The 15,698-nt window shown below is 60.6% G+C and carries 10 protein-coding genes and 2 pseudogenes; 7 read left to right on the top strand and 5 right to left on the bottom strand.

Annotated features, from left to right (window positions below; genetic code table 11):
• Positions 1-49: 49 nt before the first annotated feature.
• From VC352_RS00920 to fabI, 7 genes and pseudogenes are all read left to right on the top strand, one after another.
• A complete protein-coding gene (locus VC352_RS00920; RefSeq protein WP_322977700.1) occupies positions 50-1,879 on the top strand; it encodes an extracellular solute-binding protein in 1,830 nt (609 codons plus the stop codon).
• A pseudogene (locus tag VC352_RS00915) lies at positions 1,876-2,523 on the top strand (ABC transporter substrate-binding protein); the annotation flags it as partial. The gene VC352_RS00920 and the pseudogene VC352_RS00915, both read left to right, overlap by 4 nt.
• A gap of 255 nt (positions 2,524-2,778) precedes the next feature.
• Positions 2,779-4,032, top strand: a pseudogene (locus tag VC352_RS00910) (extracellular solute-binding protein); the annotation flags it as partial.
• Between the two features lies 1 nt (position 4,033).
• Entirely contained in the window at positions 4,034-5,107 is a 1,074-nt protein-coding gene (locus VC352_RS00905) for a microcin C ABC transporter permease YejB (protein ID WP_322977699.1), read from the top strand.
• 2 nt (positions 5,108-5,109) lie between these two features.
• Positions 5,110-6,129 (top strand): ABC transporter permease, encoded by a 1,020-nt coding sequence (locus tag VC352_RS00900; RefSeq protein ID WP_322977698.1) that lies wholly within the window; start codon positions 5,110-5,112, stop codon positions 6,127-6,129.
• A gap of 1 nt (position 6,130) precedes the next feature.
• The gene (locus VC352_RS00895) at positions 6,131-7,744 is read left to right on the top strand and encodes an ABC transporter ATP-binding protein (RefSeq protein ID WP_322977697.1); all 1,614 of its coding nucleotides are present in this window, start codon (positions 6,131-6,133) and stop codon (positions 7,742-7,744) included.
• 28 nt (positions 7,745-7,772) lie between these two features.
• Positions 7,773-8,567 carry an enoyl-ACP reductase FabI gene (fabI, locus tag VC352_RS00890; protein WP_322977696.1) on the top strand — a complete coding sequence of 265 codons (795 nt, stop codon included), beginning with the start codon at positions 7,773-7,775 and terminating at the stop codon, positions 8,565-8,567.
• Positions 8,568-8,656: 89 nt separating this feature from the next.
• Here the strand turns inward: fabI and VC352_RS00885 are convergent, their stop codons facing one another.
• From VC352_RS00885 to clpP, 5 genes are all read right to left on the bottom strand, one after another.
• Positions 8,657-10,504, bottom strand: coding sequence for a SurA N-terminal domain-containing protein (locus VC352_RS00885; protein ID WP_322977695.1), 1,848 nt, complete (start codon positions 10,502-10,504; stop codon positions 8,657-8,659).
• Between the two features lie 200 nt (positions 10,505-10,704).
• Positions 10,705-10,977 carry a nucleoid-associated protein HU-beta gene (gene hupB / locus VC352_RS00880; RefSeq protein ID WP_003282502.1) on the bottom strand — a complete coding sequence of 91 codons (273 nt, stop codon included), beginning with the start codon at positions 10,975-10,977 and terminating at the stop codon, positions 10,705-10,707.
• A gap of 135 nt (positions 10,978-11,112) precedes the next feature.
• On the bottom strand, positions 11,113-13,509 hold the full coding sequence (gene lon, locus VC352_RS00875) for an endopeptidase La (protein WP_322977694.1): 2,397 nt from the start codon (positions 13,507-13,509) through the stop codon (positions 11,113-11,115).
• A 149-nt stretch (positions 13,510-13,658) separates the two neighbouring features.
• The gene (clpX, locus tag VC352_RS00870; protein ID WP_159971142.1) at positions 13,659-14,939 is read right to left on the bottom strand and encodes an ATP-dependent Clp protease ATP-binding subunit ClpX; all 1,281 of its coding nucleotides are present in this window, start codon (positions 14,937-14,939) and stop codon (positions 13,659-13,661) included.
• Positions 14,940-15,046: 107 nt separating this feature from the next.
• Entirely contained in the window at positions 15,047-15,688 is a 642-nt protein-coding gene (clpP, locus tag VC352_RS00865; RefSeq protein ID WP_024308001.1) for an ATP-dependent Clp endopeptidase proteolytic subunit ClpP, read from the bottom strand.
• Between the last annotated feature and the right edge of the window lie 10 nt (positions 15,689-15,698).

The raw sequence follows: 15,698 nt of genomic DNA, 5'->3' as shown, positions 1-15,698 counted from the left end.
ACCCGGCCATATAAGCCCCACAGCAGCCAAGGATCGGATTTCACCGCCGATGCGTTTTCTCTCCCTACTGTTCCTCTGCCTGGTCTTTAGCGTTACCGCCTCTGCGGCCATCAGCGAAAGCCACGGCTATGCGCAGTTCGGAACGCTGAAGTATCCGGCCAGCTTCAGTCACTTCGACTGGGTCAACCCTGACGCCCCCAAGGGCGGCACGCTGCGCGTCATGGCATCGGGCACCTTCGATACGCTCAACCCCTACACCCTCAAAGGCAGCAGCCCCATATCCACTGCGCATTTCCTGCAGTACGGCGCCAACGAGCTGAACGAACCGCTGATGGTCGGCACAGGCGCCTACGACCCATCCGGTGACGAGCCGGCATCGAGCTATGGCCTGATCGCCAAGAGCGTCGAGTACAGCGAAGATCGCAGTTGGGTGGTGTTCAATCTGCGCCCCGAAGCCCGCTTCCATGATGGCAAACCCATCACGGCCTACGACGTCGCCTTCTCCTACCGCCTGTTGCGTAACGAAGGACATCCGCAGTACCGCACCAACCTGCAGGAAGTGAAGCGCGTCGACATCCTCAACCGTCACCGCATCCGCTTTGTCTTCAAGCGCGCCGACAACCCGCTGCTGATCCTGCGCCTGGGTGAAATGCCCGTGTTGCCCCAGCATTACTGGAAAGGCCGCGATTTTCGCGCCACCACCTTCGAGCCGCCCCTGGGCAGTGGGCCCTATCGCATCGTGCAGGTCGTCCCCGGGCGACGCTTGGTGTTCGAACGGGTGAAGGACTGGTGGGGCAAGGATTTGCCCGTCAATCGCGGCAAGTACAATTTCGATCGCGTCGAAGTGGAGTTCTATCGCGATAGCAACGTCGCCTTCGAGGCGTTCAAGGCTGGCGAATTCGACTTCTACATCGAAAACCAGGCGAAGAACTGGGCCAACGGCTATCGCTTCCCGGCCGTGACACGGGGTGAGGTGATCCGCGCCGAGATACCGCATCAAATTCCAACGCAGACCCAGGCGCTGTTCATGAACACGCGCCGCGCCCTGTTCAGCGACCGGCGTGTGCGTGAGGCCCTGGGATTGATGTTCGACTTCGAATGGACCAACCGCACGCTGTTCAATAATTCCTACGTCCGCGCGGCCAGTTACTTCCCCAATAGCGAGTTTTCCGCGACGGGCAAACCGGAGGGCGCCGAGTGGCTGTTGCTCTCGCCCCATCGGGACAAGCTACCTGCCAAGCTGTTTACCCAGGCTCCGGATCAACCGGTAACCGATGGCCGCGGCATCCCCCGCGAAACCCTGCGGCGGGCTCTCGGTCTATTGGCCGAAGCCGGCTGGAAGCCCGTCGGCCAGGAGCTGCGCAACGCCCGCGGCGAACGCCTCGAATTCGAAATCATGCTGGTCAACCCGAGCCTCGAACGCATTCTTCAGCCCTATACCGCCAACCTGGCGAGCATTGGCATCAACGCCAATCTGCGCACCGTCGACCGCGCGCAATACAAGCAGCGCCTCGACCAGTACGACTACGACATGATCCTGCTGACTCTGCCCCAGACCCTGAGCCCGGGCCTGGAGCAACGGCTGTATTTTCACTCCAGCCAGGTTGGCGTTCGTGGCGGCAAGAACTACGCCGGCGTCAACGACCCGGTGGTGGACGAGATGATCGATCGCCTGATGTCCGCCAAGACCCGTGACGAACAGATCGCAGCCACCCGCGCACTGGATCGAGTGCTGCTCTGGCAGTACTACAGCATCCCCAACTGGTACATCAATTATCACCGCCTGGCGTACCGCAACCGGTTCGCCTTCGTCACCACGCCGCCCTATACCCTGGGCCTGCGCACCTGGTGGCTGAAGCCCTCGGAGAACGCCCGATGACAAACCCGCTGCGCAGTTGGCTGCTTCATGGCAGCAGCCTCATCCTGCTCGGTCTGTCCAGCCTGACCTTCGCCGCGCCCCAGCATGCGGTCACGCTGTACGACGAAGCCCCCAAGTATCCGGCCAACTTCCAACATTTCGCCTATGCCAACCCCGATGCGCCCAAGGGCGGCACCTTCCGCCAGGCCGGCTTTGGCGGTTTCGACAGCCTCAACCCCTTCATCAACAAGGGCGTGCCAGCGGACGATGTCGGCCTGATCTACGACACACTCACCGTGCAGAGCATGGATGAGCCCTTCACTGCTTACGGCCTGATCGCAGAAAAGATCGAGAAGGCGCCGGACAACGCCTGGGTGCGGTTCCACCTGCGCAAGATCGCTCGCTTCCACGATGGCACCCCCATCACCGCGGACGATGTGAAGTTCAGCTTCGACACGCTGATGAAGAAAGGCACGCCGATGTACCGGGGCTACTATGCCGACGTCGAACGGGTCGAAGTGGAGTCGCCACACAGCGTGCGCTTCGTCTTCAAGCACGCCGGTAACCGCGAGCTACCGCTGATCCTCGGGCAACTGCCGGTTCTGCCCGCGCACTGGTGGAATGCCCTCGATGACAGCCAGGCCGAGCAGCAGCCACTGCTTGGCGACGAGCGCATCAGTGCCGCGATCAAAGCCGAGGACGAAGGCCACGCCGTGATCGTGCGTCTGCAGGACGAACCACGCCTCGAAGGCGGCAAAAGACTCGATCTGGACACCCTGCGCCGCAACCTGCAGGTCGCCATCGAAAAAGCCAGCCAGGACAAATCCCCTCTGGCGGCGATCACGGCCCTCGACGAAGAAGACGCCCACAGCCTGCGCCTGAAACTGCGCAGCAGCGCCGACGATTCGCTGCTCGAAGCACTGCGCCAATTGCGCGTGCTGCCCTTCAAGCGCGAGTTCAGCAAAGGCAACCTGGACGCCCCCCTGGGCAGCGGCCCCTATCAGGTCGGCGAGGTTCAAGCCGGGCGCAGCATTCGCTACGAACGCGTCCCGGACTGGTGGGCCAGGGATCTCGCAGTCAGCCGCGGCTTCTACAACTTCGACAGCATTCAGATCGACTACTACCGCGACAACACCGTTGCCCTGGAAGCCCTGAAAGCCGGCCAGTTCGACTACTGGCTGGAAATCAGCGCGAAGAACTGGGCGACCGCCTACAGCACGCCAGCGGTTGCCAATGGCCAGTTGATCAAGGAAGAAATTCAGAACCACAACCCCACAGGCATGCAGGGTTTCATCTTCAACATCCGCAAACCGGTGTTCCAGGATCGTCGGGTACGCGAAGCCCTGGGCCTGCTGTTCGACTTCGAATGGGCCAACAAGCGCCTGTTCAACGGCGCCTACACGCGCACACGCAGCTACTTCGACAATTCCGAGCTGGCCTCCAGCGGCCTGCCGAACGAAGCCGAGCAGAGCATCCTCGAACCGCTGCGTGGCAAGATCCCCGCCGAGGTCTTTAGCGAAGAGTTTCGTGTACCGGTCACCGATGGCAGCGGCATCATCCGCGAGCAACAACGCCGCGCCTACCAGTTGCTGCAGCAGGCCGGCTGGCGCGTCGACGGCGACCGCATGCTCGACGCCAACGGCCAACCGGTAAGCTTCGAGTTCCTCCTGGCCCAAACCGAGTTCGAGCGCATACTGCTCCCCTTCAAGCGCAACCTGGCGGATTTGGGTATCGATATGGTCATCCGCCGCGTTGACGTTTCGCAGTACATCAACCGTCTGCGCTCTCGCGACTACGACATGATCGTCGGCGGTTTCGGCCAATCGAACTCGCCCGGCAATGAACAACGCGAATACTGGCACTCCTCCAGCGCGGACAACCCGGGAAGCCGCAACTACATCGGCCTCAAGGATCCAGCCATCGACCAGTTGGTCGAAGGCCTGATCAACGCCGACTCACGGCAAAGCCTGATCGACCATACCCGCGCACTGGATCGCACCTTGCTGTGGGGCTATTACGTGATCCCCAACTGGCACATCAAGACCTGGCGCGTCGCCTACTGGAACCGTTTCGAGCATCCGAAGGTGACGCCGCTCTACGACATCGGCGTGCACACCTGGTGGGTACGCAAGGATCTTCCCGCAGAACCGGCGAGCGCGGAGGCGACGCAATAAGATGCTGGCCTATATCTTTCGCCGCCTGCTGCTGATCATCCCGACCCTATTCGGCATCCTGCTGATCAACTTCATCATCATCCAGGCAGCTCCCGGCGGCCCGGTCGAGCAGATGATCGCCAAACTCGAGGGCTTCGACGGCGCCACCAGCCGCATTGCCGGCGGCGGCGCCGAGGTTTCGGTAGCTGGCTCCAACTACCGTGGCGCGCAAGGCCTGGATCCGAAGTTGATCGAGGAAATCGAGAAGATGTACGGCTTCGACAAGCCGGCACCGGAACGCTTCTGGATCATGCTCAACAACTACCTGCACCTGGATTTCGGCTCCAGCTTCTTCCGTGATGCCAAGGTACTCGACCTGATCATCGAGAAGATGCCGGTGTCCATCTCGCTGGGCCTGTGGAGCACCCTGATCATGTACCTGGTGTCGATCCCGCTGGGCATCGCCAAGGCGACCCGCCACGGCAGCGCCTTCGACGTCTGGACCAGTTCGGCCATCATCATCGGCTACGCCATCCCCGCCTTTCTCTTCGCCATCCTGCTCATCGTGCTGTTCGCCGGCGGCAGCTATTGGGACTGGTTCCCGCTACGCGGTCTGACCTCGAACAACTTCGATGACCTGAGCCTCGGCGGCAAGGTTCTCGACTATCTATGGCACCTGGTGCTGCCAGTCACGGCGCTGGTCATCGGCAACTTCGCCACCCTCACCCTGCTGACCAAGAACAGCTTCCTCGACGAGATCGGCAAGCAATACGTGACCACCGCCCGCGCCAAGGGCCTGAACAATCGGCGCGTGCTCTACGGGCACGTGTTCCGTAATGCCATGCTGCTGATCATCGCCGGCTTCCCATCTGCCTTCATTGGCATCTTCTTTACCGGCTCCCTGCTGATAGAAGTGATCTTCTCCCTCGACGGCCTGGGCCTGATGAGTTTCGAGGCAGCGATCAACCGCGACTACCCCGTGGTGTTCGGCACCCTGTTCATCTTCACCTTGCTGGGACTGGTCGTGAAACTGATCGGCGACATCACCTACACCCTGGTCGATCCACGTATCGACTTCGAAAGCCGGGAGGGTTGAGCATGAAACTGTCTCCGCTCAACCAACGTCGCTTCGCCCGCTTCAAGGCCCACAAACGCGGCTGGTGGTCGCTATGGCTGTTCCTCATCCTCTTTGGCCTGAGCCTCGGCGCTGAACTGATCGCCAACGACAAGCCCCTGGCGGTGCGTTACGACGGGCAGTGGTATTTCCCGGTGCTCAAACGCTATCCGGAAACCGTGTTCGGTGGCGAGTTTCCGCTGCAGGCCAACTACAAGAGCCCCTACATCCAGGATCTGATCGCGGCAAAGGACGGCAAGATGATCTGGCCGCCGATCCCGTTCAGCTATTCGAGCATCAACTACGACCTGGCAGTGCCTGCGCCGGCACCGCCCTCGGCGCAGAACTGGCTGGGCACCGACGATCAGGGCCGCGATGTACTGGCCCGGGTCATCTACGGGTTTCGCATTTCCGTGCTGTTCGCACTGACCCTGACCCTGGCCAGCTCGGTGATCGGCGTGATCGCCGGCGCCCTGCAAGGCTTCTACGGCGGCTGGGTCGACCTGATCGGCCAGCGCTTCCTGGAAATCTGGTCAGGCCTGCCGGTGCTCTACCTGCTGATCATCCTCGCCAGCTTCGTGCAGCCAAACTTCTGGTGGCTGCTGGGCATCATGCTGCTGTTCTCCTGGATGAGCCTGGTCGATGTGGTGCGTGCCGAGTTCCTGCGTGGTCGCAACCTGGAGTACGTGCGCGCCGCCCGCGCCCTGGGCATGAACAACGGCGCCATCATGTTCCGCCATATCCTGCCCAATGCCATGGTCTCGACCATGACCTTCATGCCCTTCATCCTCACCGGCGCCATCGGCACCCTGACCGCTCTGGACTTCCTCGGCTTCGGCCTGCCACCCGGCGCACCGTCGCTCGGTGAGCTGGTCGCCCAGGGCAAGAGCAACCTGCAGGCGCCCTGGCTGGGCATCAGCGCCTTCGCCGTACTGGCGATCATGCTGAGCCTGCTGGTGTTCATCGGCGAAGCCGCCCGCGATGCCTTCGACCCGAGGAAATGACATGAGCCAAGCTGAAATCCTGCTGCAGGTACGCGACCTGGCCGTCGAATTCGTTACCGGCGATCACGTCCAGCGCGTCGTGGAAAACGTCAGCTTCGACATCCGCAAGGGGGAAACCCTGGCCCTGGTCGGCGAAAGCGGCTCGGGCAAGTCGGTCACCGCACATTCCATCCTGCGACTGCTGCCCTACCCGCTCGCCCGACATCCAGTCGGCAGCATCGATTATGCCGGCGAGAATCTGCTCAAGCTCGGCGAGGGCCGCCTGCGCGGCATCCGTGGCAACCGTATCGCCATGGTCTTCCAGGAGCCGATGACCTCGCTCAACCCGCTGCACAGCATCGAGAAGCAGATCAACGAGGTGCTCGCCCTGCACAAAGGGCTGCGCGGCAAGGCGGCCAGTGCGCGCACGCTGGAACTGCTGGAACTGGTCGGCATCCCAGAACCAAAGAAGCGCCTCAAAGCCTATCCGCATGAACTTTCCGGCGGCCAACGTCAGCGGGTGATGATCGCCATGGCGCTGGCCAACGAACCGCAACTGCTGATCGCGGACGAGCCAACTACCGCACTGGACGTCACCGTGCAGCTGAAAATCCTCGAGTTGCTCAAGGATCTGCAGGCGCGTCTGGGCATGTCATTGCTGCTGATCAGCCACGATCTCAACCTGGTACGCAGAATTGCGCATCGCGTATGTGTCATGCAGCGCGGTCGCATCGTCGAACAGGCGTCGTGTGAACAATTGTTCCAGGCACCGCAGCATCCCTATACCCAGGAATTGCTCGGTGCCGAACCCAGCGGCGAACCTGCGGCCAACCCTGCAGGCGATACCATGCTGGCGGTCGACGATCTGCGCGTCTGGTTCCCGATCAAGAAGGGCCTGCTGCGCAAGACCGTGGATCATGTGAAAGCCGTGGACGGCATCAACTTCACCCTGCCCCAGGGTCAGACCCTGGGTATCGTCGGTGAAAGTGGTTCCGGCAAGTCCACACTGGGCATGGCGATCCTCAGGCTGCTCGGCAGTCAGGGCGATATCCGTTTCCAGGGCCAGTCGCTGCGGGGGCTTTCGCAGAAAGAGGTTCGCCCTCTGCGGCGGCAGATGCAGGTGGTGTTTCAGGATCCGTTCGGCAGTCTCAGCCCACGCATGTCGGTGGCTCAGATCGTCGGCGAAGGCCTGCGCATCCATGGCATCGGTACCGATGCGGAACAGGAACAGGCGATCATCGACGCACTTCTGGAGGTAGGGCTGGATCCGCAGACGCGGCACCGCTACCCCCATGAGTTTTCAGGCGGGCAACGGCAGCGGATTGCCATTGCTCGGGCACTGGTGTTGAAACCGGCGCTGATCCTGCTGGACGAGCCCACTTCGGCGCTCGACCGAACGGTTCAGCGTCAGGTGGTGGAACTGTTGCGCGGCTTGCAGGCCAAGTACAACCTGACCTATCTGTTTATCAGCCACGACCTGGCGGTAGTCAGAGCACTGAGTCACCAGTTGATGGTGGTCAAGCAGGGCAAGGTGGTCGAACAAGGCTCGGCGGACGCGATCTTCAAGTCACCGCAACACCCTTATACGCAGCAGTTGCTGGAAGCCGCCTTCATGGCTCCAACAACGGCTCACTGATCCTTGAAACAGGAAGAGGAATAGCACAATGGGTTTTCTAACCGGTAAGCGCGTACTCATCGTTGGCGTCGCCAGCAAACTGTCCATCGCCTCGGGTATCGCCGCCGCCATGCACCGCGAAGGTGCCGAGCTGGCTTTCACCTACCAGAACGAGAAGCTCAAGGGCCGCGTCGAAGAGTTCGCTGCAGGCTGGGGCTCCAGCGCCGACCTGTGCTTCCCCTGCGATGTGGCCAGCGACGAGGAAATCGCCGCCGTGTTCGACGCACTGAGCAAGAAGTGGGACGGCCTGGACTGCATCGTCCACTCGGTCGGTTTCGCCCCGGGTGACCAGCTCAACGGCGACTTCACCGACGTCACCACCCGCGAAGGCTTCAAGATCGCTCACGACATCAGCGCTTATAGCTTCGTCGCCCTGGCCAAGGCTGGTCGCGAGATGATGAAAGGCCGCAACGGCAGCCTGCTCACCCTCTCCTACCTGGGTGCCGAGCGCACCATGCCCAACTACAACGTCATGGGCATGGCCAAGGCCAGCCTGGAAGCCGGCGTGCGCTACCTGGCCGGCAGCCTCGGCCCGGAAGGCACCCGCGTCAACGCCATCTCCGCCGGCCCGATCCGTACCCTGGCCGCCAGCGGCATCGCCAGCTTCCGCAAGATGCTGGCCGCCAACGAGCGCCAGACTCCGCTGCGCCGCAACGTCACCATCGAAGAAGTCGGCAACGCCGGTGCCTTCCTCTGCTCCGACCTGGCTTCGGGCATCAGCGGTGAAATCATGTACGTCGACGGCGGCTTCAACACCACCGCGATGGGCCCGATGGAAGAGTAATTTTCCCGAGCCAATAAAAAACCCGCACCTGGTGCGGGTTTTTTATTGCTTGCCGTTCGGTGCGGCACCTCGAAAGGTGCCGCCTCCAATCAGAAGCGATCGATGTCGGCCTTGGCTTCCAGCTGCTTACGGTAAGCCGCAAAGTCCTGCTGGCCTTCGCGCGATGCCAGGAAGTTGCGATACATCCCCAACTCCTGCTCACTCAACGCGGCTTCCGGCACGCTGACGCCATCCAGACGCAGCACCACATAGTCACCATTGTTCAGCACGACACCTGCGAAGGACGGTGCATCCTTGGACTCCGGCTTGGGCATGCGGAACAGGGCCTGCAGTACCTTGGGCTCGACGCCCTCCTGACTGCGAGTGACCGCTTCCTGCACCGCCCAATCCTTGCGCGGGTTCTCGCCGGCCTTGGCAGCCGCGAGCAAGCGCTCACCCTCTGCCTTGGCTGCAGCACTGGCGCGCTCTTGCTGCAGATGGCCACGAATGCTTTCGGCCACCTGCTCCAGAGGCAACTGCTCGGGCTTGAGGTGCTGTTTGGCACGAATGACAACCACGGTGCTCGGGTCGAGTTCGATGGTCGAGCTGTTGTTGCCGTCTTCCAGAACCTCGGGGCTGAACGCCGCCTGCAGTACCTGACGGTTGGCGGTGATGCCGCTGGCGCCACCTTCACGACCGAAGGGCTCGGTCACCTGAACCTTCAGCCCCAGCTCCTGAGCCGGCTGAGCCAGATCAGACGCCTCGAACGCGGCATCCTCGAGCTGCTTGCTCAGCTCTACGAAACGCTGCTCGACCTGCTGCGCCTTGTAATCACGCGCCAGCTTTTCCTTGAGGCTGTCGAAGCTAGGCACTTCTGCGCCCTGAACACCGAGCAGCTTGATCAAGTGCCAGCCGAACGCGGTGTGAACGGGCTGGGAAACCTGATCGGGCTTGAGCGCATACAGGGCTTCCTCGAACGCCGGATCGTAGACCCCCTGCCCGGCATAACCGAGGTCGCCACCGTTGGCAGCAGAGCCTGGATCCTGAGAAAACTCCTTGGCCAATGCCGCAAAGTCTTCACCGGCATCGATGCGCGCCTTGATTTCCTCGATCTTCTTCTTCGCCGCGTCATCATCGCCCTCGATGAGGATGTGTGCGGCCTGACGCTGCTCGGAAAGATTGGCAATCTCGCTCTGATACAGCGGCTGCAGCTCTTCGTCGGTCACATCGACGGAGTCGAAAAGGCTGTCCTTGTCCAACTGGACATACTCGAGCACGACTTGCTCAGGGCTCATGAACTCGGCGGCATGTTCGTCGTAGTAGGACTTCACGTCTTCGTCAGAAACCTTCGTCGCTGCGCTATCAGCCTTGATCACGATGCTGGCGAAGTCACGCGTCTGACGCTCCAGGCTGGCGAAGGCGCGCGCCTGATCTTCGGTCACGAAACTGCTGGCACCCAGGCCTGCACGCAACTGACCAATCAGCATTTCCTCTTCAAGCATCTGACGGAACTGCAGACGCGTGTAGCCCATCTGGCGGATAACCTGATCGAAACGCGCAGGATCGAAGCGCCCTTCGGTCTGGAACTCGGGCGTCTTCAGGATGACCTGATCCAACGCAGGCTGCGAGAAGGCGAACCCGGCATCACGAGCACCTTGCAGCAAAAGCTTGCGATCGATAAGGCCCTTGAGCGAAGCCTCACGCAGCAGTTTCTCGTCGAGCAACGAGGCATCGAAGTCACGCCCCAGTTGCTGCAGCAGTTGACGACGCTGCATCTCGACTGCCTGGCCCAACTCGTTGAGCGTGATGGTGTCACCATTGACCTTGGCCGCGTTGTTGCGGTTGCTGGTGCCCGTGACGATGGCTTCGAAACCGGTAAAGGCCATCAGCATCACGATGAGGCCGATAATGGTTTTGGCAATCCAACCGCGTGAATTGTCCCTGATGTTTTGCAGCATGCTTCCCCCAGAACGACCGTACAGAGTCACCAGTCGCGCAGTGTGGGTAATGTCCAGATAGAAGAAAGGCGCATCCGTGGATGCGCCTTCTCGTAACGTGCCGGCAGGTCAGTGCAGAAGTGTCGGTGACGACTCGCTCCCTACTCCTCCCGGCGACCATCGAACCAATAGCGCGATGGCGAGGCAAACCCGGAAGACGCTTAGTTGACGGCGTCTTTCAGAGCCTTGCCAGCTTTGAAGCCCGGGATCTTGGCAGCAGCGATGTTGATCGGCTTGCCGGTCTGCGGGTTACGGCCGGTGCGAGCAGCACGCTCTTTGACAGCGAAGGTACCGAAACCAACCAGTACAACGGAATCACCAGCCTTCAGAGCGCCAGTGACGGATTCAATCACTGCATCCAGCGCGCGGCCAGCAACAGCTTTCGGGATATCAGCAGATGCAGCGATAGCATCGATCAGTTCCGACTTGTTCACTCTAAGTCCCCTTATTTCTGTTTAGTTTGTTTCTTGATTTTTAGTGTAAGCAAAGCGGGCGCTGGATGGCCTGCTGACACAATAAGAGCCGCTTTATATCAAGGGCTCAAAAATTGTGTCAAGGAAGCCATCTGGCTAATGCGTGCTGATTCGCTCCTTGGAATCAGACTCGCGTTTGTCATCCGTTGCAACCATCTCGGGAGCCGCATCGGGCAAGGGCTCCGGCGCGTATTGCAGCGCAATTTGCAGGACCTCGTCAATCCATTTAACCGGTTTAATCTGCAGGTCTTGCTTAATATTTTCCGGAATTTCCTTCAGGTCGCGCACATTTTCTTCGGGAATGATCACAGTTTTGATCCCCCCTCTGTGAGCAGCCAGAAGTTTCTCCTTGAGCCCGCCAATGGCCAGTACTTGACCACGCAGGGTGATCTCGCCAGTCATTGCCACATCGGCGCGCACGGGAATCTGCGTCAGCGCAGAAACCAGAGCGGTGCACAAACCGATGCCTGCGCTCGGCCCATCCTTGGGCGTGGCACCTTCCGGCATATGGATGTGAACGTCGCGCTTCTCGTTGAAATCAGCCGGGATCCCCAGACTCTTGGCGCGACTGCGCACCACGGTCATGGCGGCAGTCATGGACTCGGCCATCACATCCCCCAGAGAACCGGTCTTGATCAACACACCCTTGCCGGGCACCACTGCGGTCTCGATGGTCAGCAACTCGCCGCCCACCTGAGTCCAGGCAAGCCCGGTCACCTGACCGATCTGATCCTGCTGCTCGGCAAGGCCATAACGGTGCTTGCGCACACCCAGAAAATGCTCGAGCGAGTCAGCGCTCACGGCCACCTGGAACCGCTTCTCGCCGATGTGTTCCTTGACCGCCTTGCGGCAGACCTTGGCGATCTGCCGCTCCAGGCTGCGCACACCTGCCTCGCGGGTGTAATAGCGGATGATGTCGCGAATCGCCGCCTCGTCGAACTCCAGCTCGCCCTTCTTCAGGCCGTTGGCCTTGATCTGCTTGGGCGCCAGGTACTTGATGGCGATATTGACCTTCTCGTCCTCGGTGTAGCCCGGCAGACGGATGATCTCCATCCGATCCAGCAAGGGGCCAGGGATGTTCATCGAGTTGGCGGTGCAGAGGAACATCACATCCGACAGGTCGTAATCGACCTCGAGGTAGTGATCGTTGAAATTGTGGTTCTGCTCTGGATCGAGCACCTCCAGCAGCGCAGAGGCAGGGTCGCCACGCATGTCCTGCCCCATCTTGTCGATTTCATCGAGGAGGAACAGCGGGTTGCGCACACCGACCTTGGTCATCTTCTGAATCAAACGCCCCGGCATCGAGCCGATATAGGTACGACGATGCCCACGGATCTCGGCCTCGTCACGCACGCCGCCCAGCGCCATACGCACGAACTTGCGGTTGGTGGCAGTGGCGATGGACTCGGCCAGCGAGGTCTTGCCTACGCCGGGCGGGCCTACCAGGCACAGCACCGGCCCCTTGAGCTTCTTCACCCGCTTCTGCACGGCGAGATACTCGAGGATGCGCTCCTTGACCTCTTCCAGGCCGTAATGATCGGCATCGAGAATGCTCTCGGCGCGCGCCAGGTCGAGGCGCACCTTGCTCTCGGCCTTCCACGGCACGTTCACCAGCCAATCGATGTAGGAACGCACAACGGTGGCCTCAGCGGACATCGGCGACATCTGCTTGAGCTTGTTCAGCTCAGCATTGGCCTTGGTCAACGCCTCCTTGGACAAACCTGCGTTATCGATGCGCTTGCGCAGCTCGTCGAGCTCGTTGTGCCCTTCGTCAATGTCGCCGAGCTCTTTCTGAATAGCCTTCATCTGCTCATTCAGGTAGTACTCGCGCTGGCTGCGCTCCATCTGCTTCTTCACCCGGCCACGGATACGCTTCTCGACCTGCAGCAAGTCGATCTCGGCATCCAGCAGCGCCAACACGTGCTCGACGCGGGCGGAAAGCGAGGTGATTTCGAGAATTTCCTGCTTCTGCTCGATCTTCAGCGCCATGTGCGCGGCCATGGTATCGACCAGGCGGCTGGGCTCATCGATGCTGTTGAGCGAGGACAGCACTTCGGCCGGTACCTTCTTGCCCAACTGCACGTACTGCTCGAACTGACTGAGCAGGCTGCGGGTGAAGACCTCCGACTCACGCTCGGCCGTTTCACCCTCTTCGATCAGTTGCACCTCTGCACGGCAGTGTTCTTCGGTCTCGAAGATGCGCTCGATGGCACCGCGCTGCTCACCCTCGACCAGAACCTTGACCGTGCCATCGGGCAGCTTCAGCAGTTGCAGCACGGTGGCAACGGTACCCACGTGGTAAAGATCCTGATCGCTCGGATCGTCCACTGCCGGGTTTTTCTGGGCCACCAGCAGAATCTGCTTGTCGCCCGTCATCGCTGCCTCCAGGGCTTCGATGGATTTCTCGCGCCCGACGAAAAGCGGGATGACCATGTGCGGATAGACCACTACATCGCGCAATGGCAGGAGAGGCAATTCGATGGTTGTCTTCATGATTTCGGCTCAGCAGCGGCCATGAGGCCGTAAACAGGCGGGATTACCCTTGGCTTTTAAGATGGGGGTAGCTCCCGTAAAAAACAAGCGCAATGTCCAGAAAAGCGAAGGGGCCCAAAGGGCCCCTTCTTTGCAACGTGTGACAGCCATCAGGCGTCTGGCGCGGCCTTGGCCTGAGGCTCACTGTTCTCGTAGATCAGCAGCGGCTTGGAGGAACCTTCGATGACACTTTCGTCGATCACCACCTTGCTCACGTCTTGCTGGGACGGAATCTCGTACATGGTGTCCAACAAAATGCCTTCGAGAATCGAACGCAGACCACGTGCGCCGGTCTTGCGCTCCAGCGCCTTCTGCGCCACGGACTTCAGTGCGTCGGAGCGGAACTCCAGATCCACACCCTCCATCTCGAACAGCTTGGCGTACTGCTTGGTCAGCGCATTCTTCGGCTCGGTGAGAATCTGCACCAGGGCAGCCTCGTCCAGCTCTTCCAGCGTTGCGATCACCGGCAGACGCCCGACGAACTCGGGAATCAGGCCGAACTTGACCAGGTCATCCGGCTCGACCTCACGCAGCGACTCGCCGATCTTCTTGCCTTCCTGCTTGCTACGCACTTCCGCACCGAAACCGATGCCGCCCTTGGTAGAGCGCGCCTGAATGACTTTCTCCAGGCCGGCAAACGCGCCGCCGCAAATGAACAGGATGTTGCGCGTGTCGACCTGCAGGAACTCCTGCTGCGGATGCTTGCGCCCGCCTTGCGGCGGAACCGAGGCCACCGTGCCCTCGATCAACTTGAGCAATGCCTGCTGCACGCCCTCGCCCGATACGTCGCGAGTGATAGACGGGTTGTCGGATTTGCGCGAAATCTTGTCGATTTCGTCGATGTAGACAATGCCCATCTGGGCCTTCTCGACATCGTAATCGCACTTCTGCAGCAGCTTCTGGATGATGTTCTCGACGTCCTCACCCACATAACCGGCTTCGGTCAGGGTGGTGGCATCAGCGATGGTGAACGGCACATTGAGCAGGCGGGCCAGCGTTTCCGCCAGCAACGTCTTGCCGGAACCGGTTGGACCGATCAGCAGAATGTTGCTCTTGCCCAGCTCGACATCGTCTTTCTTGTCACGCTGATTGAGACGCTTGTAGTGGTTGTACACCGCCACCGACAGCACCTTCTTGGCGCGCTCCTGACCGATCACATACTGATCGAGGATGCCGCTGATTTCCTTGGGTGCCGGGAGTTTATGCGCGCTGCTCTCGGCCTGGGCTTCCTGCACCTCCTCACGGATGATGTCGTTGCACAGGTCGACGCATTCGTCGCAGATGAAGACGGAAGGACCGGCGATCAACTTGCGCACTTCATGCTGGCTTTTGCCGCAGAAGGAGCAATAAAGCAGTTTGCCGTTGTCCTCACCGTTACGGGTATCAGTCATTCGATCAATCCAATACGGTAGGCTTGAAACACAAGATGAAGGCAAATGCGGGCATTTTCAAGGGCGCAGCTAGCGTCAATGAACAATGCCCGCACGCAGTGCCTTATCTAGACCGGCATTTGACGCTTTTCGTGCACGGCATCGACGAGACCATATTCCACGGCGCGCGAAGCGCTCATGAAATTATCGCGATTGGTATCACGCTCGATGGTTTCCAGACTCTGACCGGTGTGCTGAGCCAGCAGCTCGTTGAGGCGCTCACGAATGAACAGGATTTCCTTGGCATGGATCTCGATATCCGAGGCCTGACCCTGGAAACCACCCAGCGGCTGGTGAATCATCACGCGCGAATTCGGCAGGCAGAAACGCTTGCCTTTGGCGCCGCCAGCCAGCAGGAACGCACCCATGCTGCAGGCTTGGCCGATGCAGGTGGTGGATACGTCGGCCTTGATGAACTGCATGGTGTCGTAGATCGCCATGCCAGCAGTCACCGAGCCACCTGGCGAGTTGATGTACAGGTGGATGTCCTTGTCCGGGTTTTCTGCCTCCAGGAACAGCAACTGGGCGCAGATCAGGTTGGCCATGTAGTCCTCGACCTGGCCAACCAGGAAGATGACGCGCTCCTTGAGCAGGCGCGAGTAGATGTCGTAGGCACGCTCGCCACGAGCGGATTGCTCGATGACCATCGGCACCAGGCCGCCAGCGGCCTGGATTTCAGGCATGTTTTGCATAAAAGGATTGCGGGACATGTCTTGCGCT

The organism is Pseudomonas sp. C11, assembly GCF_034683865.1.
Taxonomy (GTDB): domain Bacteria; phylum Pseudomonadota; class Gammaproteobacteria; order Pseudomonadales; family Pseudomonadaceae; genus Aquipseudomonas.
The sequence above is the reverse complement of the archived record's forward strand: the minus strand, read 5'-3'. Positions and strand labels throughout refer to the sequence as shown.

Excerpts from the sequence above, each read along its gene's own strand:
- VC352_RS00920 (WP_322977700.1), top strand. The coding sequence starts at position 50 with ATGCGTTTTCTCTCCCTACTGTTCCTCTGCCTGGTCTTTAGCGTTACC.
- VC352_RS00905 (WP_322977699.1), top strand. The coding sequence starts at position 4,034 with ATGCTGGCCTATATCTTTCGCCGCCTGCTGCTGATCATCCCGACCCTA.
- VC352_RS00900 (WP_322977698.1), top strand. The coding sequence starts at position 5,110 with ATGAAACTGTCTCCGCTCAACCAACGTCGCTTCGCCCGCTTCAAGGCC.
- VC352_RS00895 (WP_322977697.1), top strand. The coding sequence starts at position 6,131 with ATGAGCCAAGCTGAAATCCTGCTGCAGGTACGCGACCTGGCCGTCGAA.
- fabI (WP_322977696.1), top strand. The coding sequence starts at position 7,773 with ATGGGTTTTCTAACCGGTAAGCGCGTACTCATCGTTGGCGTCGCCAGC.
- VC352_RS00885 (WP_322977695.1), bottom strand. The coding sequence starts at position 10,504 with ATGCTGCAAAACATCAGGGACAATTCACGCGGTTGGATTGCCAAAACC.
- lon (WP_322977694.1), bottom strand. The coding sequence starts at position 13,509 with ATGAAGACAACCATCGAATTGCCTCTCCTGCCATTGCGCGATGTAGTG.
- clpX (WP_159971142.1), bottom strand. The coding sequence starts at position 14,939 with ATGACTGATACCCGTAACGGTGAGGACAACGGCAAACTGCTTTATTGC.
- clpP (WP_024308001.1), bottom strand. The coding sequence starts at position 15,688 with ATGTCCCGCAATCCTTTTATGCAAAACATGCCTGAAATCCAGGCCGCT.